17 protein-coding genes and 1 pseudogene are annotated in these 25,233 nt (G+C 72.7%); 13 read left to right on the forward strand and 5 right to left on the reverse strand.

The window, feature by feature from the left end:
• Positions 1-6: 6 nt before the first annotated feature.
• Both VT50_RS01480 and VT50_RS01485 read right to left on the reverse strand, forming a co-directional pair.
• On the reverse strand, positions 7-1,794 hold the full coding sequence (locus tag VT50_RS01480) for a M23 family metallopeptidase (protein WP_053048485.1): 1,788 nt from the start codon (positions 1,792-1,794) through the stop codon (positions 7-9).
• A 204-nt stretch (positions 1,795-1,998) separates the two neighbouring features.
• Positions 1,999-2,796: pseudogene (locus tag VT50_RS01485) on the reverse strand (esterase/lipase family protein); the annotation flags it as partial.
• 421 nt (positions 2,797-3,217) lie between these two features.
• Here VT50_RS01485 and VT50_RS01490 point away from each other — a divergent pair.
• Positions 3,218-3,628: a coenzyme B12-dependent isobutyryl CoA mutase small subunit gene (locus VT50_RS01490; protein ID WP_044573834.1), complete on the forward strand. Its 411-nt coding sequence runs from the start codon at positions 3,218-3,220 to the stop codon at positions 3,626-3,628.
• Between the two features lie 381 nt (positions 3,629-4,009).
• Here the strand turns inward: VT50_RS01490 and VT50_RS01495 are convergent, their stop codons facing one another.
• The gene (locus VT50_RS01495) at positions 4,010-5,833 is read right to left on the reverse strand and encodes a DUF5691 domain-containing protein (protein WP_046085323.1); all 1,824 of its coding nucleotides are present in this window, start codon (positions 5,831-5,833) and stop codon (positions 4,010-4,012) included.
• Positions 5,830-7,296 carry an SWIM zinc finger family protein gene (locus VT50_RS01500; RefSeq protein ID WP_046085324.1) on the reverse strand — a complete coding sequence of 489 codons (1,467 nt, stop codon included), beginning with the start codon at positions 7,294-7,296 and terminating at the stop codon, positions 5,830-5,832. Before VT50_RS01500 ends, VT50_RS01495 begins: the two co-directional genes overlap by 4 nt.
• Before the next feature lie 149 nt (positions 7,297-7,445).
• On the opposite strand from VT50_RS01500, the gene VT50_RS01505 reads away from it, so the two are divergent.
• The 8 genes from VT50_RS01505 (at position 7,446) to VT50_RS01540 (ending at position 19,807) form a co-directional block, all read left to right on the forward strand.
• Positions 7,446-8,579, forward strand: coding sequence for an ATP-binding protein (locus tag VT50_RS01505; protein ID WP_240528996.1), 1,134 nt, complete (start codon positions 7,446-7,448; stop codon positions 8,577-8,579).
• A complete protein-coding gene (locus tag VT50_RS01510; RefSeq protein ID WP_046085326.1) occupies positions 8,576-11,371 on the forward strand; it encodes a DUF5682 family protein in 2,796 nt (931 codons plus the stop codon). The genes VT50_RS01505 and VT50_RS01510 overlap by 4 nt, the downstream gene beginning before the upstream one ends.
• On the forward strand, positions 11,368-12,705 hold the full coding sequence (locus VT50_RS01515) for a VWA domain-containing protein (protein ID WP_078840625.1): 1,338 nt from the start codon (positions 11,368-11,370) through the stop codon (positions 12,703-12,705). The genes VT50_RS01510 and VT50_RS01515 overlap by 4 nt, the downstream gene beginning before the upstream one ends.
• Positions 12,706-12,883: 178 nt before the next feature.
• On the forward strand, positions 12,884-13,753 hold the full coding sequence (locus VT50_RS01520) for a hypothetical protein (RefSeq protein WP_143645161.1): 870 nt from the start codon (positions 12,884-12,886) through the stop codon (positions 13,751-13,753).
• Positions 13,754-13,850: 97 nt separating this feature from the next.
• Complete coding sequence (locus VT50_RS01525; RefSeq protein WP_046085328.1) at positions 13,851-15,263, forward strand: hypothetical protein; 1,413 nt, start codon at positions 13,851-13,853, stop codon at positions 15,261-15,263.
• Between the two features lie 347 nt (positions 15,264-15,610).
• Positions 15,611-16,783 carry an ADP-forming succinate--CoA ligase subunit beta gene (gene sucC, locus VT50_RS01530; protein ID WP_046085329.1) on the forward strand — a complete coding sequence of 391 codons (1,173 nt, stop codon included), beginning with the start codon at positions 15,611-15,613 and terminating at the stop codon, positions 16,781-16,783.
• Between the two features lie 21 nt (positions 16,784-16,804).
• Entirely contained in the window at positions 16,805-17,689 is an 885-nt protein-coding gene (gene sucD / locus VT50_RS01535) for a succinate--CoA ligase subunit alpha (RefSeq protein WP_046085330.1), read from the forward strand.
• A gap of 231 nt (positions 17,690-17,920) precedes the next feature.
• Complete coding sequence (locus VT50_RS01540) at positions 17,921-19,807, forward strand: cell division protein PerM (RefSeq protein WP_143645162.1); 1,887 nt, start codon at positions 17,921-17,923, stop codon at positions 19,805-19,807.
• Between the two features lie 67 nt (positions 19,808-19,874).
• Here VT50_RS01540 and VT50_RS01545 read toward each other — a convergent pair whose 3' ends face one another.
• Positions 19,875-20,741, reverse strand: coding sequence for a hypothetical protein (locus VT50_RS01545; protein ID WP_078840626.1), 867 nt, complete (start codon positions 20,739-20,741; stop codon positions 19,875-19,877).
• Positions 20,742-21,142: 401 nt separating this feature from the next.
• Between VT50_RS01545 and purN the strand changes: the two genes are divergently transcribed.
• The 4 genes from purN to VT50_RS01565 all read left to right on the forward strand — a co-directional run bounded on the left by purN (position 21,143) and on the right by VT50_RS01565 (position 24,864).
• A complete protein-coding gene (purN, locus tag VT50_RS01550; protein WP_046085332.1) occupies positions 21,143-21,799 on the forward strand; it encodes a phosphoribosylglycinamide formyltransferase in 657 nt (218 codons plus the stop codon).
• On the forward strand, positions 21,796-23,385 hold the full coding sequence (gene purH / locus VT50_RS01555; RefSeq protein WP_046085333.1) for a bifunctional phosphoribosylaminoimidazolecarboxamide formyltransferase/IMP cyclohydrolase: 1,590 nt from the start codon (positions 21,796-21,798) through the stop codon (positions 23,383-23,385). The genes purN and purH overlap by 4 nt, the downstream gene beginning before the upstream one ends.
• Before the next feature lie 134 nt (positions 23,386-23,519).
• Entirely contained in the window at positions 23,520-24,404 is an 885-nt protein-coding gene (locus VT50_RS01560) for a bifunctional methylenetetrahydrofolate dehydrogenase/methenyltetrahydrofolate cyclohydrolase (protein ID WP_046085334.1), read from the forward strand.
• Positions 24,394-24,864 (forward strand): DUF3017 domain-containing protein, encoded by a 471-nt coding sequence (locus tag VT50_RS01565; protein WP_240528997.1) that lies wholly within the window; start codon positions 24,394-24,396, stop codon positions 24,862-24,864. The genes VT50_RS01560 and VT50_RS01565 overlap by 11 nt, the downstream gene beginning before the upstream one ends.
• Positions 24,865-25,233: the final 369 nt, after the last annotated feature.

Consider the following 25,233-nt stretch of genomic DNA (forward strand, 5'->3'; position numbering starts at 1 on the left):
GTCGGGTCAGGTCGGGTCGAGGCCCTTGCCGCGCAGCCAGGGCAGCGGGTCGATGGCCGAGCCGCCGCCGGGGTGGACCTCGAAGTGCAGATGCGGGCCGGTGGAGTTACCGGAGCTCCCGGAGTACGCGATGGTGTCCCCGGCCTTGACGGTCCCGGAGCGGATCTTGGCGCTGCTGAGGTGGCAGTACCAGGTCTCGGTGCCGTCCGGGCTGGTCAGAATGACCATATTGCCGTAGGCATCGTTCCACTGCGTCCTTACGGTGCCATCGGTGGCGGCCATCACGGGTGTCCCGTAGCTCACCGGGAAGTCGATGCCGGTGTGCACCGACATCCAGTTGATACCGGCCTGGCCGAACATGGCGCTCAGGCCGTGCTGGGAGACGGGCACCGCGAACTTCGGGCGCAGCGCCTCCTTCCGCGCCGCCTCGGCCTCCTTCCGCTTCTTCTCGGCGGCCTGGCGCGCCTGGAGGTCGATCCGCTCCTGGGCGCGGCTGGTGCGGTCGCGGAAGTCGTCGGCGCCCTCCCGGACCCCGGCGAGCTGGGAGTCCAGTTTGCTGTTGGCGACGGAGGGCTTCACGGGGGCGCCCCCGTTCTCGGGGGCGGCCTGCGTGGTGGACTCGTCCTTCTTGTCGCTCCCCACACCACTGACCGAGGCGGCGGCCACGGCGGTCACGCCCAGGGCGCAGACGGAGGGGACGGCGACGGTGAGGAGCGCGGAGCGCTTGGGGCGGGACGAGGGGGGACGGCGGCGGCCGCGGCTCACCTCCCGGCGAGGGGAGGGGGCGGATTCCCGCATGACCGCCGCCTCGGGTTCAGGTTCCGCTTCGGGGGCGGGGTGATACGACTGGTCGGCGTCGTAGGACTGCTCGGGCTCATACGACTGGTCAGGTTCGTAGGACTGCTCGGGCTCGCCGACCGGCTCGAAGACCGCGGTGTGCTCGAACGCCCCGGGCTGCTGAGGGATGACGGCCTGCTCGAACGCGGCGGTCTGGTCATAGGCGTTGGGGTCGTGCTCCGGCTGGTCGAGCCCTGCTTGATTGAAGCCGGAGTGGTGGTCGACCCCCTGCTGGTCAAACCCCTGCTGGTTAAACCCTTGCTGGTCGAACCCCGGATGACTCAGCCCCGAGTGGTCGTACTGGGCCTCGTGCACGGTCCCGTAGACGGAGGTGTCCCAGACCTGGGTCTGACCGGTGTCCACGCCCGAGGTGTACGCCTCGGCCTCGTACCCCATCCCGTGGTCCCACTGATCCGGCAGCTCGGTGTGGCCGGTGGCGCCCGTGTCCCAGGCGCCGATGTCCCACTGGGCCCCGGTTTCGGCGTCCTGCTGGGTGGGGATACCGGTCGGCAGGTGATAGCCGGAGGCGGCCCACATCGCGGTGGTGTCGTAGGCGCCGGAGTCGTAATGGGCCGTGTCGTAGTGGCCGGTGTCGTGGTGACCCGTGTCGTGGCCCAGGTCGTAGTGGCCGGTGGCGTACGCCCCGGTCTGCTGGTGCTGGTCGACCGCGGCCCACTGCGAGGCGTCGTACTGACCGGTGTAGGCGGCCTGCCCGGCGTCGTACGCGCCCGGCAGCGCGCCGAAGAGCGGGTCGCTGTCGCCGTAGAGCGGATCGCCGTCCCCGTAGGCGGTGGCCAGATGGGCGAAGTGGCCGGTGGAGTACCCGTCGTAGCCGTCGTACCCGACGTAGCCGTGCGCTGTGTCCTGCCGCTGACCGTAAGCCGCGTCGTACGGATACGAGGCGTCGGGAGCGGGGACGGTCGGAGGGGCCCCCGACGGGTGACGGTCGTTCACCACCACTTCTCTTTCGCCTCGGCTGCAGGAGAATTAGCGGCGACTGTACCCGGCGGTACGCGGCAGCGACAATCTTCCGTGAGTTTTGGGCATCTCAACAAAGGGCATTTGGTCGTCTTTCGGCTGACTGTACGTGCTTCCTTGGCCGGATGTTCGATTGACGTTCGGCAATTCCGAGGCTTCTGAACCGTCGGGAACCGCGTTGGGGACGTCTGTTGGAGCCTCGACGGCGGCGTCCAGCGCCTCGTGGACTTGGGCGGCCACGGAGAAATGCACCGCCAGGGCGAGATGTCCGAATCCGTTGACGCGGATGTTGTGGGAGATCACATCCGGATGGTCCATTCGGGCCGTCTCCTTCGGGATCATCAACTGATCCACATCGCTCCAGAAAGCGATGAATCGCGTACCGCAATCGGGGGCAGGCCGCCGCAACTCCGTTATCACCGGGGAGTCCGGGCACATCTGACGCGCGAGTGGATGTGCGGACAACAGGGGCGCGATGCGCGTGCCGCTGTGCGGGGTGCCGAGCGTCACCAAGGTGTGGACGCGGGCGTCCCCGCCGAGACGCTGGACGTAGTAACGGGCGATCAGACCGCCCAGGTTGTGCCCGATGACATCCACTTGGTCATGGCCGGTACGGGCGCAGACCTCTTCGACATGGCGGCCGAGTAGCGCGGCGGCGGTGCGGAGGTCGCACAGCAGTGGCGAGTAGTTGAGCGCCTCGATGTGCTGACGGCCGTGGCGGCCGAGCGAGCGGCGAAGGGGGAGGAAGACGGACCGGTTGTCGATGAAGCCGTGGAGTAGCAGAACGGGCCGATGGGCCGGGCCGTACGCCTCCGTCGGGAGGCATGGCGCCGCGCCCGGTGGGCGCTCCTGGCGGAGCCCGGTCGGGTAGAGCAGCAGATGCCCGGCGAGCAGCGCCAGGTCGAGGGCGATGGCCCGGAGGTGCCGGGTGTTGTGGACGTTCTGACTGTCCTGGCTGGTCTGGCTGTATATGAGGCCCATGACGGCCGACCTCCCGCGATGCGGCGCACGAGAGGCGGCTGGAGGCTCCCCCCGAATGTCCTCATGGGCAGCCGTTCGCTTTGGTCGTGATGGCGCAGGACCGCCCGTCGCACCGCGGCGCCATGCGGCCCGCGGCGGCGCTGCGCGGTGCGACGGTCCCCGCTGCGGCTCCCCTGATGTGGTCGACCCGAGCGCATGCGGCATCCGCGCGGCGGATGCGTGATGTGTCATGCGTGATGCGCGGTGTGCGATGCGCGGCTGTGCGCGGATGCGGATGCGGGTACGGGTGCGGCCTTCAGTGAACGTGTCCCACGTGTGATTTCCCCCTCGCTGCGCGCCGCGAAACTGCCGGGTAGGGGATGCTGGGGATAACGTTCGTTCACATCGATGTGGGCGAGGGTGCGACGGCTTGGAGGCTGCGATGGGTGTGACCGGTCCGATCCGTGTGGTGGTGGCCAAGCCGGGGCTGGACGGCCATGACCGCGGTGCGAAGGTGATCGCGCGGGCACTGCGCGACGCGGGCATGGAAGTCATCTACACCGGGCTCCACCAGACCCCCGAGCAGATCGTCGACACCGCGATCCAGGAGGATGCCGACGCGATCGGGCTGTCCATCCTGTCCGGTGCCCATATGACCCTGTTCGCCAAGGTGCTGGAGCTGCTGCGGGAGCGCGACGCGGAGGACATCAAGGTCTTCGGCGGCGGGATCATCCCCGAGGCGGACATCCCCCCGCTCAAGGAGCAGGGCGTCGCCGAGATCTTCACCCCGGGCGCGACCACGACGGCCATCGTCGACTGGGTCCGTAAAAACGTCCGCCCAGTAGCCGCCTGACCCACCCCACCGCCTCCGCCCTGGGGCTTGTCGCGCTGCCTCCACCCTGGGGCCTGTGGCGCTGCTTTCGTTCCGGGGCTTGTCGCGCTGCCTCGCGCCCAGGGCCCATCGTGCTGCCTCTCGCTCCGGTGTCCGTCTGACCGCTCTCGTCTCGGGGTCTGTCGGGCTGCTCCTGCCTTGGGGGCGATCGAAATCACTCCCCCCGGGGGGGGACAGAGCCAGGCCTGAGCCCTCGGGGCCCCTGACATGACCGGATTCCGGAGTGCGACCGGTCCCGGAGCCGGGGCACGGGGGCCTGAGGCCAGGGCGCCCCACCATCTGCTGGGTGACGGTCCGGGGCAGCCGGAGGCGGCGCGGCGAGGCAACCGGAGGCGGACCACGTCAGGTCGGGTCGAGCTCTGCCCGCATCGCTTCTCGCAGCCGGAGCGTGCCCACCAGGCGTTGGAACGCCTCCGCCCAATAGCCCCCGGCTCCCGGGGCCGCTCCCTCTCTCTCGTCCGGTATAGCCGTCAGCGCTTCGAGGCGGTCCGCCTGGGCCGGGTCCAGGCAGCGCTCGGCCAGGCCCATGATTCCGCTGAAGCTCCAGGGGTAGCTGCCCGCGTCGCGGGCGATGTCCAGGGCGTCGACGACGGCCCGGCCCAGCGGCTCGGCCCAGGGCACCGCGCACACCCCGAGCAGCCGGAAGGCGTCGGACAGGCCATGGGACGCGATGAACTCGGCGACCCACTCCGCCCGTTCCCGCGAGGGCAGCGCGGCGAGCAGCTTCGCCGGGTCGCGCCAGGCGGCGGGGGCCGCATCCCCGGCGGTGACCGGTGCGACCGCCGGAGTGCCGAGCAGCGCGCGGCACCACTCGGCGCTGCGCTGCCGCACCGCGGCCCGGCACAAGGCCGCGTGCAGATCCGCCTGCCAGCCGTCCGCGACGGGCAGCGCCACGATCACGGCGGGCCCGCGTCCGCCGAACCACTCGGTCCAGCGGTCCAGCGGGGTCGCCTCCACCAACTGGCCCAGCCACCAGGACCGTTCCCCCCGGCCGGAGGGAGGCTTGGGCACGATGCCGTCGCGCTGCATTCCGCTGTCGCACTCGTCCGGCGGGCGGACGGCTATCCGGGGTGTCCGTACGGCGGCGGTCCGTTCGTCGGAGACCAGCCCGTCGGTGGTCCTCCCGCCGTCCGTCGCCCCATCGTCCGTCGGCCCCTCGGCGGTCGGCCCATCCGTGGTCAGCGACACACAGCTCCGTGTCCGTTCGGCCATGCGCGCGGCGAGCGCCGAGCCGGGCAGGGCGGAGAGCAGTTCGGCGGCGGTCGCCCGGACGTTCCGGCTGCGGTCGGACAGCGCCTGTTCGAGGAACGGCTCATCGGACGGGGAGAGATCGTCGCGCAGCGAGTCCAGGAACATCAGCCGGTCCTCGGCCCGCTCGGTCGACCACGTGCCGCCGAGCAGCGCCAGCCCCGCCGCCGGGTCGCGGTGGCGGGCCGCCGCCAGCAGCGACACCCGCTCGGCGAACAACCCCTCCTCCCACAGCCGCTGTTCCTCGTCCGGTGGGGCGGTGGCCTCGGGCGGCTCCGGAAGCGATGCGGACGCCCGGCCCGCCGCGCCCCGCAGCGCGAACTTCCAGTCCGGGTTGAGCAGGGCCAGCCACAGCGCACGCGGCCCGCCGAGCGTCAGCGCCTCGGCCCGTAGATCAGTGCGGGCGCGGGCCGCGTCGAGCAGCGCGGGAAGCAGCGCGTCGGGCACGCGATAGCCGTGGTGATTGGCCAGCGCGAGCCACTGCGGCAGCAGCTCGGCGAGATCGGGCGCGGAGCGCGAACCGCCGCGCCCCGGCGCCGAACGGTCGGCGAGCAGCAGCGCCAGCCTGCTGTGGGCGGCCATGGGCAGCGCCGGTCGCGGATCCTCGGGCGCACGGTCCGGCCCCGGCCGGGCGGGTGCGGGCCGCAGTCCGGCCCGCCGCCGCACCGTGCTGAGCGCGGCGGCGTCCAGCAGGGCGGACGGCGTGTCCTGTCCGGGGCGCGGCGCGACGGGCGGGGTGCGCCGCTCCGTGCCGAGCAGCGCGGCCGCAACAAGATCGTCCCAAGACGCGCTGGACACACTGGATGTGGCGGACGCGCTGGGCGCGCTGGCTGCGGTGTGCGCTGTGGTCGCCTTGGCCGTGGTGGGCGCGCTGGACGCGCTAGACGTGGCGGACGCGACGGGCGTCGTACTGGTCAACGGGTGCCTCCCTGCGCTGCCGTGCCGATGAGCGAAACGGGGGTCGGGTCCCAGGTGGTGATGGGGGAGAAGCCGCGGTGGCCGCACTCACCGAAGACGGTGACCGGGCCACCGCCGGATATCGCCATCAGCCGCCATAGATCGGTGCGCCCCGCGCAGCGCGGATCGACGGGCAGGGCCGAACCGCTCCGCCCATCCGCCAGCTGCCATCCGTCGTCCCCCGGGACCGGCACCACATCGGCGAGCACCACCGGCCAGCCGTCCAGCCATGGATCCTCCCCGAGCGCCGCTCCGTAGGCCGCCAGCGCGGTCTCTACATCGCACCCCTCGGGGACCCCGGACCCCTCGCACCCCTCAGCGGCCGGAGGCGCCGGGGGAGGCGCGGCCCCCGCCGCCTCCCCGTGCCGGGCGCCGATCGTGGCGCGCAGCGGCCGGGCCGCCGGGTAATACGCGAGGTCCGCGTCGAGCACCAGGCCGGTGGGCAGCGCGAGCTCGGGCGACTGGCCGGGGGTACTGAACGAGAGCAGCAGCGCCATACGGTGCGTACGCTCGCCCCGCAGCCAGATCCGGCGCGTGGTCAGCCTGCCGTCCGTGCCGTCCTGGCGGCCCAGGACCAGCCAGCGGTCCCGGATCGCCTCCTCCGTGGCCAGCAGCTCGGCCACCGGCGTCGTGAGGCCCACGCGGGTGCGCGTGGTGGCGGCCAGCTGCTCCGGGAGCCGGTCCAGCTGAAGAAAGCCCTGGTTGAGCAGGTGGGCCAGCGCGCACTCCTCCAGCAGCCTGGCGGGCCACCCCGGACCGGACGACGGAATCGCCGCCAGCTCACGCACCCGCGCCTCCAGACCCGGCGCCTGGGCGTCGATCATCCGCGCGGCCGTCTCGTCCCACGCCCCGTACCCGGCGCGGTCGGCGGAGGCCAGGCCGTCGCGGAGCAGATCGGCGAGCCGCCGCTCCAACTCCGTGGCGCCCGCGGCGATCCGCTCGGCCCGCCGCTCGGCGCGGCGGCGCGCCGCCTCAGGATCGGCCGCGGCTCCGCTCCCCCCTTTCCCCGCGGCGTCCCCCGTCCCGCCGCCGGGGCCCGGGCCCCCATCCCGGGCCCCGGCGGCGAGCTTTCCGGCCCGCTCCCGCCGGTCGCCGAGCCACTGCTCGGCCCACTCCGGCGGCTCCCCGCCCGCGGGCACGCCCCCCTCGCCTGATGTCCACAACAGCAGCAGACCCAGCGCGTGCTTGCACGGGAATTTCCGGCTCGGGCAACTGCACCGATAACCGGGCCCGTTCAGATCGACCACCGTCTGGTACGGCTTGCTGCCGCTGCCCGAGCACAGCCCCCACACCGCCTGCCCGTGCGCGCCCGCGCCCGACCATGTGCCGTGCGCGGCGAGCTTGCCGCCCGCCGTGCGCGACGCGGCGTCAGGTGCCAGGGCCAGCACCTGCTCCGCCGTCCAGCGTTCCCCCTGCGGATTCATGTCTGCGACGGTACGGGCACCCACTGACAATCGCTCTGACCTGCGCATTCGCTGACGGGCGGCCGATTGTCAGTGGTGTGGTGCAGTGTGGTTCACGCATCCGGAAACGGAGCGAGAGAACGAGTCGTGGGGGAGCTGTGACCGTCACTGTGCCCGGAACCGAATCCACCGATACGAGCGGGGCGGCAGACGCCGCCGGAGCCGCGGAAGCGCTGCGTCCGCATGCGGAGGACGCCTTCGCCGCCGAGCTGAGCGCGCTGGCCGCGGCCGACGACCGTCCGCGTCCCGCGCGCTGGCGGCTGTCGCCGTGGGCGGTCGCCACCTATCTGCTCGGCGGCACGCTGCCCGACGGCACCGTGATCACGCCCAAGTACGTGGGCCCGCGCCGCATCGTCGAGGTCGCCGTCACCACCCTCGCCACCGACCGCGCCCTGCTGTTGCTTGGCGTGCCCGGCACCGCCAAGACATGGGTCTCGGAGCATCTCGCGGCGGCGGTCAGCGGTGATTCGACGCTATTGGTCCAGGGCACCGCAGGGACGCCCGAGGAGGCCATCCGGTACGGGTGGAACTACGCCCAGCTCCTCGCCCACGGCCCGAGCCGCGACGCGCTCGTGCCCAGCCCGGTGATGCGCGCGATGGCGGACGGCATGACCGCGCGTGTGGAGGAGCTGACCCGCATCCCGGCCGATGTGCAGGACACGCTGATTACGGTCCTGTCCGAGAAGACGCTGCCGATCCCGGAGCTCGGGGAGGAGGTGCAGGCGGTCCGCGGCTTCAATCTGATCGCCACCGCCAATGACCGCGACCGCGGGGTCAACGAGCTCTCCAGCGCCCTGCGCCGTCGCTTCAACACGGTGGTGCTGCCGCTGCCCGCGACCCCGGAGGACGAGGTGGACATCGTCTCCCGCCGCGTCGCCCAGATCGGCCGCTCGCTGGAGCTCCCGGAGCTCCCAGAGGGGGTCGAGGAGATCCGCCGGGTGGTCACGGTCTTCCGCGAGCTGCGCGACGGCGTGACCGGTGACGGCCGTACGAAGCTCAAGTCGCCCTCGGGCACGCTGTCCACGGCCGAGGCCATCTCCGTGGTCACCGGCGGCCTCGCCCTCGCCGCCCACTTCGGCGACGGCGTGCTCAGGTCGGGCGATGTGGCCGCGGGCATCCTGGGCGCGGTCGTCCGCGACCCGGCGGCTGACCGCGTCATCTGGCAGGAGTACCTGGAGACCGTGGTCCGCGAGCGCGACGGCTGGAAGGACTTCTACCGCGCGTGCCGAGAGGTGACCACATGACCGGCACCCCACGGGCGCGGGCCGCCGGCCCGCTGCTGCTGGGAGTGCGGCACCACGGGCCCGGGTCGGCGCGTGCGGTGCGGGCGGCGCTGGACGCGTGCCCACCGCGCGTGGTGCTGATCGAGGGGCCGCCGGAGGCGGACGCGATCGTGGGGCTCGCCGCCGAGAAGGACATGCGTCCGCCGGTGGCGCTGCTCGCCCACGCCGCAGACGACCCGGGGCGCGCCGGGTTCTGGCCGCTGGCCGGGTTCTCCCCGGAGTGGGCGGCCCTTCAGTGGGCGCTGGCCCATGAGGTCCCGGTGCGGTTCATCGACCTCCCGGCGGCCAACTCGCTGGCCATGGCAGCGAAGCAGCCCCCGACGGCCCCGCCCGCCCCGACTGGTCCGCCTGTCCCGGCTGGTGCATCCGTCCCGCCCGCCCCGGTGGGTCCATCTGCTCCGGCTGGTCCGCCCGGTTCGGCCGGTACCTCGACCCCCGCCGGTCCGTCCGGTCCGGCGGCGGCCGCTAATGGTCCGGCGGCCGAGCCTGGCCCGTTCCCTCCGGCGGACCCGGGCGATCCGGCGGACCCGGCTGCCCCAGGTGACCAAACTGCCCCAGGCGAAGACCAAACTGCCCCAGGCGGTCCGGTTGCCCCAGGCGGCCCGGCTGGCTCAGGCGACGAGGCGGCCCCGGGCGATCCGGACGTCCCGGCTGCCGTTTCCGCCGAGCGGATGCGTGTCGATCCGCTGGCCGTTCTCTCCGAGGCGGCCGGATACGACGACCCGGAGCGCTGGTGGGAGGACGTCATCGAGCACCGCGGCACCGGTGGCGCGGAGGCGTTCACGGCCGTGGCGGACGCCATGGAGGCGCTGCGCGCCGAGTACGGGCACGGCGGGCACGAGGACGACGCCGTGCGCGAGGCCCATATGCGGTTGCGGCTGCGCGAGGCGCGGCGGGAGTTCGGGGACGAGGTCGCGGTCGTCTGCGGGGCCTGGCACGTACCGGCGCTGCGGGAGCGGACCACCGTGACCGCCGACCGGAAGCTCCTCAAGGGGCTGCCCAAGGTCAAGACCGAGATCAGCTGGGTGCCGTGGACCCACCGGCGGCTGGCCCGGCACAGCGGATACGGGGCGGGCATCACCTCGCCCGGCTGGTACGACCACCTCTTCCACGTCCCGGACCGGCCCGTCGCGCGCTGGCTCACCAAGGTCGCCGGGCTGCTGCGGGACGAGGACTTCGCGGTCTCCTCGGCCCATGTCATCGAGGCCGTAAGGCTCGCCGAAACCCTGGCCGCCATGCGCGGACGCCCGCTCGCCGGGCTCGCCGAGACCCTCGACGCCGTAAGGGCGGTGATGTGCGACGGCTCCGATGTGCCGATCGCGCTCGTGCGGGACCGGCTCGTGGTCGGCGACATCCTGGGCGAAGTCCCCGAGTCCGCTCCGGCGGTGCCGCTCCAGCGCGATCTGACGCGCACCCAGCGCTCGCTGCGGCTCAAGCCCGAGGCGCTGGAGCGCGAGTTGGAGCTGGACCTGCGCAAGGAGACCGATGCCGGGCGCAGCCGTCTGCTGCACCGGCTCCGGCTCCTCGGGGTCGACTGGGGCACCCCGGCCGTCTCGCGCGGCAGCACCGGCACCTTCAGGGAAACCTGGCGGCTGCGGTGGGAGCCGGAGCTGGCGGTGCGGGTCGCCGAGGCGGGGGTGTGGGGCACCACGGTGCTGGCGGCGGTCTCCGCCAAGGCGGAGACCGAGGCCCGGAGCGCCAAGGGGCTCGCCGAGGTGACCGAGTTGGCCGAGCGCTGTCTGCTCGCCGGGCTCTCCGGGGCCCTCCCCGTCGTGATGCGCTCGCTCGCCGACCGGGCCGCGCTCGACGCGGACGTGGGCCATCTCGCCCAGGCCCTGCCCGCCCTGGTGCGCTCGGTGCGCTACGGGGACGTACGGGGCACCGGCACCGCCGCGCTCGGCGAGGTCGCGGTCGGTCTGGCCGAGCGGATCCTGGTCGGGCTGCCGCCCGCCTCCGTCGGCCTCGACGCCGATGGTGCCGACGAGATGCGCCGCCATATGGAGGCCGTGCACCGGGCGATCGCCCTGCTCTCGGAAACGGAGACGGCCGGGACAGAGACCACGACGCGGCAGCCGCAGACCGACCTGCCGACGGCAGACATGCCAATGGCAGACACGCGGACAGCGGACATGTCGACAGCGGACATGTCGACAGCGGAGGCGCGGTCAGCCGAGCCCCGCGCCGCCGACGGGCTGCGGGCCCGCTGGGCGGCCATGCTGCGCAACCTCGCCGGGCGGGACGGTACGCCCGCCACTCCCGCGCTGATCCGGGGCCGCGCCGCGCGGCTGCTGCTGGACGACGGACGGCTCGCCGAGGAGGAGGCGGCCCGGCTGATGGGGCTCGCGCTCTCACCCGGCACCCAGCCGCCCGAAGCGGCCTCCTGGATCGAGGGGTTCATCGGCGGCGGCGCGGGCGGCGGCATGCTGCTCGTCCACGACGAGCGGCTGCTCGGGCTGGTCGACCGCTGGCTGATCTCCGTTCCCGCCGAGTCGTTCACCGACGTCCTGCCGCTGCTGCGGCGCACCTTCTCCGCGTATGACACCGGCGTGCGGCGCACCCTGGGCGAGCTGGTCCGCCGGGGTCCCGCGGCCGACGGTTCCACCGGCGCCGACGGCCAGGGCACTCCCACCGCACCCGGCTTCGGCCCCGGGCTGGACCCGGACCGCGCGGCGGCCGTCGTACCGACGGTGCGGCTGCTGCTGGGCCTCGACCCCGCCCCGCACGCCAACGGCCCTATGGAGGCAGCCCGATGACCCACGGCGCCCCTCACGTCGCTACCGCCCCTCACATCGCTACCGACTCCCACGGCGGCGCCGACTCCCACGGCGATCCCGCTGCCAGCCACGACAGTCCCCAGGGCGCCCACCCCACGGGTGACCACCCCCGGGCCGACCAGGAGCGGCTGCGGCGCTGGCGGCTGGTGCTCGGCGGCCAGGGCGCCGACGGCACCGGCTGTTCGCTCAGCGGGGCCGATGCCGCCATGGACCGCACGCTCGACGCCCTCTACGGCTCCGGAGGCGGCGACGGCGCGGGCGGCAGCGGCACGGCCACCGGGCGCAGCGGCGGGTCCCAGGGCGCCGGGGGCGCGCGCTCCGGCGGGCTCGGCGGCTCCGCACCCCAAGTGGCCCGCTGGCTCGGTGACATCCGTACGTACTTCCCCACCTCCGTGGTCCAGGTCATGCAGCGCGACGCCATCGACCGGCTGGGGCTGGCCGCCCTGCTGCTGGAGCCGGAGATGCTGGAGGCCGTGGAGGCGGACGTCCATCTCGTGGGCACGCTGCTGTCCCTCAACAAGGCGATGCCGGATACCACCAAGAACACCGCGCGGGCCGTCGTCCGTAAGGTCGTCGAGGATCTGGAGAAGCGGCTGGCCGCCCGCACCCGCGCCACCCTCACCGGAGCGCTCGACCGCTCCGCCCGGATCAGCCGCCCGCGCCACCGGGACATCGACTGGGACCGCACCATCCGGGCCAACCTCAAGAACTACCTGCCCGACCACCGGACGGTCGTCCCCGACCGGCTCATCGGATACGGGCGGGCGGCGCGCGGGGTGAAGAAGGACGTGGTGCTGTGCGTCGACCAGTCGGGGTCGATGGCCGCGTCCGTGGTCTACGCCTCGGTCTTCGGCGCCGTGCTCGCCTCGATGCGCTCCCTCGCCACCCGGCTGGTCGTCTTCGACACCTCCGTGGTCGACCTGACCGAGGAGCTCGACGATCCGGTGGACGTCCTCTTCGGCACCCAACTCGGCGGCGGCACCGACATCAACCGCGCGCTGGCCTACTGCCAGTCGCGGATCACCCGGCCCGCCGACACCGTGGTCGTCCTCATCAGCGACCTCTACGAGGGCGGCATCCGCGAGGAGATGCTGGGCCAGGTCGCCGGGATGAAGGCGTCCGGGGTGCAGTTCGTGACGCTGCTCGCGCTGTCCGACGAGGGGGCGCCGAGCTACGACCGCGAGCACGCGGCGGCGCTCGCCGCGCTGGGCGCGCCCGCCTTCGCCTGCACCCCCGATCTCTTCCCGGAGGTGATGGCCGCCGCCATCGAACGGCGCCAACTGCCGATACCGGACATGGAGATGCATCAGTGATCCGGGGCTTGCGCCGACCCCTGTGGGTCGTGCAAGGATCATCTCCGTCGCCCAGGACATGAATCCGGCCCTCCGGTTGGCGGTTTCGTCCTGCTCAGTGCGGCCCACAAGCCATATCGCCACGCTTACGTGCCCGTTGTACGTCTCGTACTCACGGAAGGCCCCGCCTGTGTCCGTCGTGTCCGCTGTGTCTGTCGCCGTGCGCCTGCCGCGTACGGTGGCCGCGCGGCGGGCGCTGCTGGCGGCGCTCTTCCTCGGTGGCTTCCTGGCCCTGGCGTTCCTCTTCGGCGGCAGCGCACACGCCGCCGAGCGGGGTGACCAGGGCGGGGCCACCGGCGCGTCGGCCGATCACTCCCATGTGTCCCGGCTGCTCGACCCCTCGGGTGTCGAGCGGGCCCGGCAGCGGGTGGAGCGGCACGCACCGCCGGTGGTGGCGCGCACCACGCACAAGGCTCAGGACGTCGTACGGGAAGCCGTACGGCCCGTCCAGGAGCCGGTCGAGCGGCAGGCGCAGAAGATCACCAAGCCGATAGGCGACCTGGTCGGCGACGCCACCAGCGGTGAGCTGCCGGTGCACGTTCCCGAGGTCGGCATCGGTGACGCGATCGGCCTGGGCACCCAGGACTCCGGGGTGCACCAGGGCCCGGCCGCCGAGCGCCACGCGGCCGGGGCCGACCCGGCGACCGTGCACAAGGCGGCGCCCGCGGCGCCGGAGCCGATCGGGCCCGGGGCGGACGACGCCCAGGCCGTCCCGGCACACCACGGCGCTGCCGTCTCCCACGACGGGCACCGGCCCGTCGCCCGGGCGGCGGTCTTCGGCACCGGTCCGGACGGTGGCGCCCCGGCGCCGCTGCCCCTTCCGCGCTCCCCGCTCGGGGCCACCTGCCAGTACACCGGCGACAGCGGCGCTTCCCGCGGCGGGAACACCCAGGCCGCTCTTCCGCCGTCCGGCGTGCCGTCCTTCGGGCTGAAGCCCGGTACGGTCCGCGCGGAGAGCTCGGCGCCGACGCGCGAGCGGTTCAACGAAGTCCTCGAATTCCCCGGCTAGGGCAGACCTCACCCCCGTCTGTTGAGACCTGCCGCGCGGGGGCGGGTCAGGTCTGCCCGTCCGAATCCCCTCTTGACTTTCGAAGGACTCCTCCATCATGCGTAACAACCTTCGCCGCTCCATCCTCGTAGCCGCTGCCGCCACCGGTATCTGGGCCCTCGGCTCGGCCGCCGCGTCCGCCGCCGAGAACCCGGCCGCTCCCGCCACCGACGGTGTCACCAGCACCGTGGACGGCGTGACCAAGACGGTGCACAAGACCGTGTCGACGGACAAGGTGACCAAGACGGTCGACGGTGTGACCGGCGGCGTCTCCAAGGACACCGCCAAGGTGACCGACACCGCGAAGAAGACCGTGGACGGCGTCGCCTCCACCGTGGACGGCGTCACCACCCCGGTGCGGGACCGCGTCCCCGGCGCCGAGAACCTGCCGCGGGTCTCGGATGTCACCAAGTCCGTCGAGCACACCACCGACGGCCTGACCGGCGGTGTCGCGGGCCAGCCCGACAAGGTCGTCAAGAAGGCCCACAAGGCGGTCAAGGGCGTCAAGAAGACCACCGACCTCGACCTGCCCACCGGCGAGGTCCCCGGCGTGGTGCCCAGCCTGCCCGGCCTCGGCTCGTTGCCGACCCTGCCCGACACCTCCACGCTGCCCACCGGCTCGCTGCCCAACGTCGACGGAGTCACCGGCCAGCTGCCCACCGAGCTCCCCGCCACCCCGAAGCTGCCCTCTGCCCCGGGTTCGGCCAATGACCTGCTCGCCTCCCTCTCCGGCGCCGGTATCCGCCCGGAGGAGCTGACCGCCAAGGTGCAGGGTGTCGTCGGCACCGCCAAGCCGGTCGTCGACAGTGTGCCCTCGGACGTGCTGCCGCCCGCCGTGCACTGCCTCGTGGTCAAGGTCGTCCCGGTCGCCGAGCGGACCGTGGGTGACACCGGTGCGCTGGCCGACGACGCCGTGGCCCGCACCACCCCGTACGTGGACGTCGTGACCGGCAGCGCCGAGGGCTTCGCCCTGGGCACCGCCTCCAACGTGGTTCCCGCCGCCCAGGACACCGTCGACAGCCTGGTGCCGGTCGTGGTGAGCGTGCCGTCCAGCGCCGTTCCGTTCGCGCAGGACGTGGTGGGCACCACCGTGCCGTACGCCCACGGGCTGGCCACCGGCGTGGTCGCGAACGCCCAGACCACGGTGGGGCACGCCAAGGACGGTGTGCTGAGCCTGCTCCCGGCGGTGCCCACCGACCTGACCGACGTCGCCAACATCCCGGCCCTCCCGGTGCTCCCGGCCGACCTGCCGCAGCTGCCCGCGGACCTCCCGCAGGTTCCGGCTGACCTGCCGACCGTTCCGGCCGACCTGCCGCAGCTGCCCGCGGACCTCCCGCAGGTTCCGGCTGACCTGCCGACCGTTCCGGCCGACCTGCCGCAGCTCCCGGCCGACCTCCCGCAGGTCCCCGCGGACCTGCCTTCCGTCCCGGTCCAGCTGCCGACCGTTCCGGGCACGCTCCCGACCGTCTGATCGCTCCGGCGGGCGTCAGACAGTCAGGCCGTGAAGGCCGCGCAGGCCGCGAAACCGTAAAACCGTAAGGCGAGTGACATCGACCGGGCAGCCCTCGTTGGGGAGGGGGCTGCCCGGTTCTCGTACTGAGATAGATGGAAACGGTCGCGATCTGTGACCGTAATCACCGCTCCAGTGTGATCTGCGATTTAGGGCCGCACGGCCCGCGGAGATAACCTGCGAGACGGACATGCCGCGTACCCGGCGAACGTGTGCCGCCCTCGTTATAGATCGCGTCCTCACGCTGCCCCCGCGGCACGCCCGCGCTGATAACGACCGCGATATCCATGGAAAAGGGACGGACGCGCGTGGACCTGTTCGAATACCAGGCGAGGGACCTCTTCGCCAAGCACGGTGTACCGGTGCTGGCCGGTGAAGTCATCGACACGCCTGAGGCGGCGCGCGGGGTGGCCGAGCGACTGGGCGGCCGCGCGGTCGTCAAGGCGCAGGTCAAGGTTGGCGGCCGCGGTAAGGCGGGCGGCGTCAAGCTGGCCTCCGACCCGGCCGACGCCGTGGAGAAGGCGACCCAGATCCTGGGCATGGACATCAAGGGCCACACGGTCCACAAGGTGATGCTCGCCCAGACCGCGGACATCAAGGAGGAGTACTACGTCTCCTTCCTGCTGGACCGCACCAACCGGACCTTCCTCGCCATGGCCTCCGTCGAGGGCGGTGTGGAGATCGAGGTCGTCGCGGAGCAGAACCCCGAGGCGCTGGCCAAGATCCCGGTGGACGCCATCGAGGGCGTGACCGAGGAGAAGGCCGCCGAGATCGTTGCCGCGGCGAAGTTCCCGGCCGAGATCGCGGACCAGGTCGTCGCGGTCCTGCAGAAGCTGTGGGTCGTCTTCATCGAGGAAGACGCGCTGCTCGTCGAGGTCAACCCGCTGGTCAAGACCGAAGACGGCAAGGTCATCGCGCTGGACGGCAAGGTCTCCCTGGACGAGAACGCCGCCTTCCGGCAGCCGGAGCACGAGGCGCTCGAGGACAAGGCCGCGGCCAACCCGCTCGAGGCGGCCGCCAAGGCCAAGGGCCTCAACTACGTCAAGCTCGACGGCGAGGTCGGCATCATCGGCAATGGCGCGGGTCTGGTCATGTCCACCCTCGACGTCGTCGCCTACGCGGGCGAGGGCCACGGCGGTGTGAAGCCCGCCAACTTCCTCGACATCGGCGGCGGCGCCTCCGCCGAGGTGATGGCCAACGGTCTCGAGATCATCCTCGGCGACCCGGACGTCAAGTCGGTCTTCGTCAATGTCTTCGGTGGCATCACCGCCTGTGACGCGGTCGCCAACGGCATCGTCCAGGCCCTGGAGCTGTTGAAGTCCAAGGGCGAGGACGTCAGCAAGCCGCTGGTCGTGCGGCTCGACGGCAATAACGCGGAGCTGGGTCGCAAGATCCTCACCGACGCCAACCACCCGCTCGTCACGCAGGTGGACACCATGGACGGCGCGGCCGAGCGTGCCGCCGAGCTGGCTGCGAAGTAAGGGACGAGGTCACCAGAAACCATGGCTATCTTCCTCACCAAGGAAAGCAAGGTCATCGTCCAGGGGATGACCGGGTCCGAGGGGCAGAAGCACACCCGTCGGATGCTTGCCTCGGGCACCAACATCGTCGGCGGTGTGAACCCGCGCAAGGCCGGCACCACGGTGGACTTCGACGGCTCCGAGATCCCGGTCTTCGGCTCCGTCAAGGAGGCCATCGACGCGACCGGCGCCGATGTCACGGTCATCTTCGTCCCGGAGAAGTTCACCAAGGACGCGGTCATCGAGGCGATCGACGCCGAGATCCCGCTCGCCGTCGTGATCACCGAGGGCATCGCGGTCCACGACACCGCCAACTTCTGGGCCTACGCGGGCAACAAGGGCAACAAGACGCGCATCATCGGCCCGAACTGCCCGGGTCTGATCACGCCGGGTCAGTCGAACGCGGGCATCATCCCGGCCGACATCACCAAGCCCGGCCGGATCGGTCTGGTCTCGAAGTCCGGCACGCTGACCTACCAGATGATGTACGAGCTGCGGGACATCGGCTTCTCGTCCTGTGTGGGCATCGGCGGTGACCCGATCATCGGCACCACCCACATCGACGCCCTCGCCGCCTTCGAGGCCGACCCCGACACCGACCTGATCGTGATGATCGGCGAGATCGGCGGCGACGCCGAGGAGCGGGCCGCGGACTTCATCAAGTCCAACGTCACCAAGCCGGTCGTCGGCTATGTGGCGGGCTTCACCGCCCCCGAGGGCAAGACGATGGGCCACGCGGGCGCCATCGTCTCCGGTTCCTCCGGCACCGCCCAGGCGAAGAAGGAGGCCCTTGAGGCCGCGGGCGTGAAGGTCGGCAAGACCCCGTCCGAGACCGCGCGCCTGGCGCGCGCCGCGCTGTCCGGCTGACGCCGCCACGGCTCGATGCCGCGGGCCCGCACCACCCTGGGGTGGTGCGGGCCCGCGGTGTTCCCGGGCGACGGATACCCGGTTCCCGGGCGACGGAATACCCGGGTGGAACTCGGCAAGCAACCCTTCCGTCCCACCACCCTATAAAAGACGCATAAGCGGACTAAACGCGACACGGCGACCAAACCCTTGATGTAGGGATGAAGCGGCTGTTATTGGCAGCATGGTCATGTGACGCAAACGACCGATCGCAGCCCGTCGGTGTCCGCACACGACCGCTCAGCGCCCCGGCGCTCCTCCGCCATCAGGGAGGCGTTCCTCGGCGGTGTGGTCGCCGCGGGGCTCGGCCTCGGCACGCTCGCCGTGGTCGTACTGCTGCTGTGGATCACTTCCTCGTCCCCCGAGAGCAGCCCCGACGGAGCCCTGCATGTCGCCGCCGACCTGTGGCTGCTCGGCCATGGGAGCGACCTCGTGCGCACCGAGACGCTCTCCGGCCACACCGCGCCGGTCGGGCTGACCCCGCTGCTGCTGAGCGTGATGCCGTGCTGGCTGCTCTACCGGGCCGCCCAGCACGCCGTCTACCAGGCGGAGTCCGACGAGGGAGACGGGCAGTGGGTGCCCGAGGACTCCGTCCTCGATCCGCGCACCGCCTTCGCCTGGGTGACCGGCGGCTATCTGCTGGTGGGCACCGCTGCCGCGGTGTACGCCTCGACCGGGCCGCTGCATGTCGATCCGCTCAGCGCGCTGCTGCATCTGCCGGTCGTCGCCGGGGCCATCGCCGCCGTCGGCGTGTGGACGGCCGACGGACGGTTCCCGCTCCGGCTGCCCGGACGGGTGAGCGAGCGGCTGCGGCGGCTCCCCGGCGCCGACCGGACCGTAAGGACGGCGGCGGCCCTGGCCGCGCACAGCTGGTGCGGGCGCCGTCGGCTGACCGCCGCGCTACGGGCCGGGACCAGCGGCCTCCTCGTCCTGCTCGGCAGCGGTGCGCTCCTTACGGCGACGTCGATGCTGAGCCACGCGGGCGCCGTGCAGATGACGTTCCTCAACCTCAGCGATGTGTGGTCGGGGCGGTTCGCGGTGCTGCTGGTGAGCCTGGCGCTGCTGCCGAACGCGATCGTCTGGGGCGCCGCGTACGGGGTCGGCGCCGGGTTCACGGTCGGCGGCGGCAGCGTGGTCGCGCCGCTGGGCATCACCTCCTACCCCCAGCTGCCGCACTTCCCCCTGGTCGCCGCGCTGCCCACGGACGGCTCCGGCGGGCCGCTGGTCTGGCTCACGGGGATCGCGGCCGGGGCATCGGTGGCCTGGTTCATCGGCATCGCGGCGGTGCGGCGGCCCGGCAAGGACGAGCCCAGGCCGCCCTGGGGCTGGGCCGAGACGCTTGTGCTCGCCGCCCTCGCGGCGGTCGGCTGCGCGGCCGCGATGGCGCTGTTGGCCGGAGTCTCGGGCGGACCACTGGGCATCGGCATCCTCGCCGACCTCGGCCCGAGCTGGTGGCGCACCGGCGTGATCACGCTGGCCTGGACGGGAGTGATCGGGGTGCCCGGCGCGCTGGTGCTCCGCTGGTACCGGCTGTGCGTCCCCACCAGGGCTTCCTGGCCGGAGTGGAAGGCGGCGCGTGCGGAGCGCCGTACGGTTCGCGCACAGGCCCGTACGGCGGCTCGGGAGGCCCGTACGGAGGCCAAGGCCGCCCATGCGGCGCGGGCCGCGGCCGAGGCGGAGGCGCGGGCGGCGGCGCTGCCCACGGTGTCGCCCATGGAGTCCGCCGAGGTGCGCGAGGCGATGGCCGAGCCGTGGTGGCAGTGGCTGCGCCCCGGGGCGCCGGGAGCCGACCGCAAGCGGAACCGTAAGGCGGCCCCCGGCGTTGGTGCCGGTGCGGAGCCGGGGCGGGAGTCCGGGCGCGAGGCCGGACGGGAAACCGGCGTGGCCAGGATGGCCGGGCTCGCGACCCCCGCGGGCACCCCGAACGCGGCCGGGGCGGCCCGTCCGCGCCGCTGGGCGCTGAGCCGGAAGCGCGCTCCCGAGCCACATCCGCAGCCGGCCGCCGAGCCCCAGCCCGCTCCGAACCCCCTGCGCGCGGAGCCCCCGCCACCGTCGGACGACGTCAGCCGCGAGCCGTAAGGCGCTCGCGAGCCGCAAGGCGGTCGGCGGGCGGTCGCGAGCCGTCGGCCGTGCGGGCTCGGCGTCGTCAGTCCTCCGTACTCAGCAGGGGGCGGAGCTGTTCGGGGAGCAAGGTTTCGCAGTCGTGGCGCGAGGTCTGCGTAAGGGCGTCGTCCACACAGGTGTAGTAGTCGCTGTAGACGATCTGGAAGCTGAACGTCGCCGCGACGATGGCGAGCGCGAGCCCGCCCGTCACCAGACCGCTGATCGCCGCCGTCGACTGCGGCTTCGCCGGGCCGCTGCCGGGCGCGGGCAGCGGCGCCCGGGCGGCACCCGGAGGCGGGGGCGGGGCGTTCAGGGGCGCGGCCGCGGCCGGGGGCGGCGCCGCACGGCGCGGCTTGGCCCGCAGCGAGCTGATGCCCCAGTACAGGGCCAGCACCCCGAGCAGCAGCGCGATCTGCGGCAGGCTGAAGAGCGCGAAGAAGAACGCCCACATGCCCGAGAGCAGCGCGTACCGGGCGCGCCGCTGGGCCGGGTCGTTGGGGTCCCAGCGCGGGCCGCCTTGCCCGCCGGGGCCGGAGGGGCGGTTGGAGCCCGGGACGCCGCCGAAGCCACCGCTCTGGCGGCCCGGCTGACGGCTGCTCCACTGGCTGCCCCAGGCCGGGGGCTGCTGCGGCTGCTGACCGTCCTGGCCGTTCTGGCCGTCGGGCCCGTCCTGGCCGCCCGGGGCTCCGGGGCGGCCCTCGCCGTTCTCGCCGCCCTCGCCGCCCTCTCCACCGGAGCCGTCCGGCCGGTGCCGGGGCTGCCAGGGCTGATCCGGCCTGTCCTCGGGCGGCGGGGCGAACGGATTGTCCTCGTGCTGGTCCCCGTTCCGCCCGCCGGGGGCGGACGAGGAGGACGAGGACGACGAGGACGACGACTGCTGCTCCCGGAGCAGCGGCGTCGTACGCGACATGCGGGCGCGCGTCATCGCCGCCCCCGGGCCTGGGCGGGGGGCGGAGTGAGGCGATGAGCCGCGTGGCGGCGTCGGTCCGGCATGTGGAGTGTGTCTTCCCCTTGTGTCGTCGTCCTGCACGCTTCGGCGGGAACGGCCCCGTGCCGTACGGCGCGGGTACGGCAGGTGCCGTACGGCTCGGGGCGCGGGCGCGGTGGTCGTTCCCACGGCGTCAGTGGCGTCAGTTGCATTCGCAGTCCAGACGCTACCTCCCGTGCCCGCCCCCGTCCCCGGGGGGCCGCTTCGTGTGCCGGTATCGTTGCTGACGGTCGGCGGCTTCGTAGAGTTCCCCGGAATTGCTGAGTCCATGACCTTGTACGACCACACAAGCGGCAGCACCGCCCGCGAGAAAGAGCCCCGCCGTGGCCTCCCCGCCTTCCCCCGCCAGCCCTGCGCGCCCCGGGCGCCCGGTCCGCCTCGTCGTCCTCGTCTCGGGTTCCGGTACGAATCTCCAGGCGCTGCTCGACGCCATCGCCGCCGAGGGCGTGGCCCGTTACGGCGCCGAGGTGGTGGCCGTGGGCGCCGACCGCGACGGCATCGACGGGCTGGTGCGCGCCGAGCGCGCCGGGATCCCCACGTTCGTATGCCGGGTCAAGGACCACACCGGCCGTGCCGAGTGGGACGCGGCCCTGGCGGAGGCCACCGCCGCCCACGAACCGGACCTGGTCGTCTCGGCCGGGTTCATGAAGATCCTTGGCCAGAAGTTCCTCGCCCGGTTCGGCGGCCGCTGCGTCAACACCCATCCCGCGCTGCTCCCCAGCTTTCCCGGCGCCCATGGCGTGCGCGACGCGCTCGCGCACGGTGTGAAGGTGACCGGATGCACCGTCCACTTCGTCGACGACGGGGTCGACACCGGCCCGATCATCGCCCAGGGCGTGGTCGAGGTCCGGGACGAGGACGACGAGTCCGCTCTCCATGAGCGGATCAAGGAAGTCGAGCGTTCGCTGCTCGTCGAGGTCGTGGGGCGTCTGGCCCGTCACGGCTACCGCATAGAGGGACGAAAGGTAAGGATCCCGTGACCGCCGAAGGTACCAAGCGGCCCATCCGCCGCGCGCTGGTCAGCGTCTACGACAAGACGGGTCTCGAGGAGCTGGCCCGGGGGCTGCACACGGCGGGTGTCCAGCTCGTCTCGACCGGCTCGACGGCCGCGAAGATCGCCGCCGCCGGGGTCCCGGTCACCAGGGTCGAGGAGCTGACCGGCTTCCCCGAGTGTCTCGACGGCCGCGTCAAGACGCTGCATCCGCGCGTCCACGCGGGCATCCTGGCCGACCAGCGGCTCGACTCCCACCGTGAGCAGCTGCGGGAGCTGGGCGTGGAGCCCTTCGAGCTGGTCGTGGTGAACCTCTATCCGTTCCGCGAGACGGTCGCCTCGGGCGCCACGCCGGACGAGTGCGTCGAGCAGATCGACATCGGTGGCCCCTCCATGGTGCGGGCCGCCGCCAAGAATCACCCGTCCGTGGCCGTGGTCGTCAACCCCGAGCGGTACGGCGACGTCCTTAAGGCCGCCGCGGAGGGCGGGTTCGACCTGGAGCGGCGCAAGCGGCTGGCGGCAGAGGCGTTCCAGCACACCGCCGCCTACGACGTGGCGGTGGCCAACTGGTTCGCGGACGCCCGCGGCGGAGCCGCTGATGGACACAGCGCGGCGGCGGACGACTCCGTCTTCCCGGACTTCCTGGGCGCCACCATCACCCGTAAGACCGTGCTGCGCTACGGCGAGAACCCCCATCAGCCCGCCGCCCTCTACACGGATGGCAGCGGTAAGGGGCTCGCGGAGGCCGAGCAGCTGCACGGCAAGGAGATGTCGTTCAACAACTACACGGACACCGAGGCCGCCCGCCGGGCCGCGTACGACCACACCGAGCCCTGTGTCGCGATCATCAAGCACGCCAATCCGTGCGGGATCGCGGTCGGGGCGGATGTCGCCGAGGCGCACCGTAAGGCGCACGCCTGCGATCCGCTGTCCGCCTTCGGCGGGGTGATCGCCGTCAACCACCCGGTGTCGGTCGCCATGGCCGAGCAGGTCGCCGAGATCTTCACCGAGGTGATCGTCGCCCCGGCGTACGAGGACGGCGCGGTCGAGGCGCTCGCCCGTAAGAAGAACATCCGGGTGCTGCGCTGCGCGGAGTCCCCGGTGGAGTCCGTCGAACAGCGCCCCATCGAGGGCGGCACGCTCGTCCAGGTCAAGGACCGCCTCCAGGCCGAGGGCGACGACCCGGCCAACTGGACCCTCGCCACGGGTGAGGCCCTGGACGCCGACGGCCTCGCCGAGCTGGCCTTCGCCTGGCGCTCCTGCCGCGCGGTGAAGTCCAACGCGATCCTGCTCGCCAAGGGCGGCGCCACGGTCGGCGTCGGCATGGGGCAGGTCAACCGCGTGGACTCGGCGAAGCTGGCCGTCGAGCGGGCCGGTGCCGAGCGGGCCGCCGGCTCGTACGCCGCCTCCGACGCGTTCTTCCCGTTCCCCGACGGCTTCGAGGTGCTGGCCGAGGCGGGCGTGCGGGCCGTGGTGCAGCCGGGCGGCTCGGTCCGTGACGAGGCGGTGGTGGAGGCCGCCCAGAAGGCGGGTGTGACCATGTACTTCACGGGCACGCGCCACTTCTTCCACTGAGCGGGCACCGGATGATCGCCGAGTGAGCGCAGAAGGCCGCACCCCGACCGGATCACGGGGTGCGGCCTCCGCCGGTCCGGCCCCGACCGGCCCCTGATTGGATCCGACGTCCCCGCATCCGGGAGGATGAAGTCATGACCGCCCAGATTCTCGACGGCAAGGCAACCGCAGCCGCGATCAAGTCCGATCTCGTCAGCCGCGTGGAGGCGCTGGAGGCCAAGGGCATCCACCCCGGCCTCGGGACCGTGCTGGTGGGTGAGGACCCCGGCAGCAAGTGGTACGTGGCGGGCAAGCACCGCGACTGCGCCGAGGTCGGCATCGCCTCCATCCGGCGCGACCTGCCCGAGACCGCCACCCAGGAGGAGATCGAGGCGGCGGTCCGCGAGCTCAACGAGGACCCGTCCTGCACGGGCTACATCGTCCAGCTGCCGCTCCCCAAGGGCATCGACGCCAACCGGGTGCTGGAGCTGATCGATCCGGCCAAGGACGCCGACGGGCTGCACCCGATGAACCTCGGCCGCCTCGTGCTCAACGAGAGCGGTCCGCTGCCGTGCACGCCCCAGGGCGTCATCCAGCTGCTGCGCCACCATGGTGTGGAGATCAACGGGGCGCATGTGGTGGTCGTCGGCCGCGGCATCACCGTCGGCCGGTCGATCGGGCTGCTGCTGACCCGCCGTTCGGAGAACGCGACGGTCACCCTCTGCCACACCGGCACCCGCGACCTGCCCGGGATCCTGCGCCAGGCCGACATCATCGTGGCTGCCGCCGGGGTGCGGCACCTGGTCAGGCCGGAGGACGTCAAGCCGGGCGCGGCGGTGCTCGACGTGGGCGTCAGCCGGGACGAGCACGGCAAGATCGCCGGTGATGTGCACCCCGGTGTGACCGAGGTCGCGGGCTGGCTCTCGCCGAACCCGGGCGGGGTCGGCCCGATGACCCGCGCCCAGCTGCTGGTCAACGTGGTGGAGGCCGCGGAGCGGGACGCGAAGGCCGCCGACGCCGGTGCGGGTCATGACGGCTGAGGCGAGCGAGCCCGCGGCCGGGGAGCAGCGGCAGGAGCCGCCCGCGGCGTCCGCCGGGCCCGGCCGGTTCATCCGCAGGTCGCGCCGCTTCCCGCTGATCACCCGGGACACCGCGCGTCCGGAGGGCGGCGGCAGGGCCGCGCCAGGCGCCGCCCCGGCACCCGCCAGGCAGTGGCCGCTGCTCGCGGTGATGGGCGGGGTGGGCCTGGGGCTGCTGATCGTCGCCCTGGACGCGTTCCGGGCGGGCACGGTGCTGATCGGGCTGTCCCTGATGGCGGGCGCCTTCCTCCGGTGGGCGCTGCCCGAGGTGGGGATGCTCGCCGTACGGTCGCGCTTCACCGACATGCTGACCTACGGGCTGCTGGGCGCGGCGATCGTGCTGCTGTCCCTGATGGCCCAGCCGGATCCCTGGGTGTCGATCCCGTTCCTCGACGACGTGGTGCATTTCACGGTGCGCTAGCCGGCGGTGTGAAACGGCGGCCCGTCCTCCCCCCGTGGAAGGACGGGCCGCCGTCGTTGTGGCCGGATTCGAGTGCTCCGGCGGCGGTCCGCCCTCTCCCCCGAAGAAGGACGGGCCGCCTGGTAATCAGGGTTGTGTGTGAGCCGCGCCGGATCAATGAGCGTGGTGACCCTGTGGCGCGGAAGTGACCGTTCCAGTACGAGATCTCCGCTGTGCAACGACGCGCCGGGGGCGGGGTAGCGCGTACCAGTGCACGAAATGCTCCGATGCGCCCCCTTCCAAAGAGCTGACATCCTGGGGCAAGGCATCCCTTTGGGTAGTCAGTTCGGGGCTCGGGCACGCCAACAGCGGTCGTGGCACGGACGATTG

It is taken from the genome of Streptomyces antioxidans, assembly GCF_000968685.2.
In the GTDB taxonomy this organism is placed as follows: Bacteria; Actinomycetota; Actinomycetes; order Streptomycetales; family Streptomycetaceae; genus Streptomyces; species Streptomyces antioxidans.

Excerpts from the sequence above, each read along its gene's own strand:
- sucD (WP_046085330.1), top strand. The coding sequence starts at position 16,805 with ATGGCTATCTTCCTCACCAAGGAAAGCAAGGTCATCGTCCAGGGGATG.
- VT50_RS01565 (WP_240528997.1), top strand. The coding sequence starts at position 24,394 with ATGACGGCTGAGGCGAGCGAGCCCGCGGCCGGGGAGCAGCGGCAGGAG.
- VT50_RS01545 (WP_078840626.1), bottom strand. The coding sequence starts at position 20,741 with ATGTCGCGTACGACGCCGCTGCTCCGGGAGCAGCAGTCGTCGTCCTCG.
- VT50_RS01500 (WP_046085324.1), bottom strand. The coding sequence starts at position 7,296 with ATGAATCCGCAGGGGGAACGCTGGACGGCGGAGCAGGTGCTGGCCCTG.
- VT50_RS01560 (WP_046085334.1), top strand. The coding sequence starts at position 23,520 with ATGACCGCCCAGATTCTCGACGGCAAGGCAACCGCAGCCGCGATCAAG.
- VT50_RS01525 (WP_046085328.1), top strand. The coding sequence starts at position 13,851 with ATGCGTAACAACCTTCGCCGCTCCATCCTCGTAGCCGCTGCCGCCACC.
- VT50_RS01490 (WP_044573834.1), top strand. The coding sequence starts at position 3,218 with ATGGGTGTGACCGGTCCGATCCGTGTGGTGGTGGCCAAGCCGGGGCTG.
- VT50_RS01510 (WP_046085326.1), top strand. The coding sequence starts at position 8,576 with ATGACCGGCACCCCACGGGCGCGGGCCGCCGGCCCGCTGCTGCTGGGA.
- VT50_RS01515 (WP_078840625.1), top strand. The coding sequence starts at position 11,368 with ATGACCCACGGCGCCCCTCACGTCGCTACCGCCCCTCACATCGCTACC.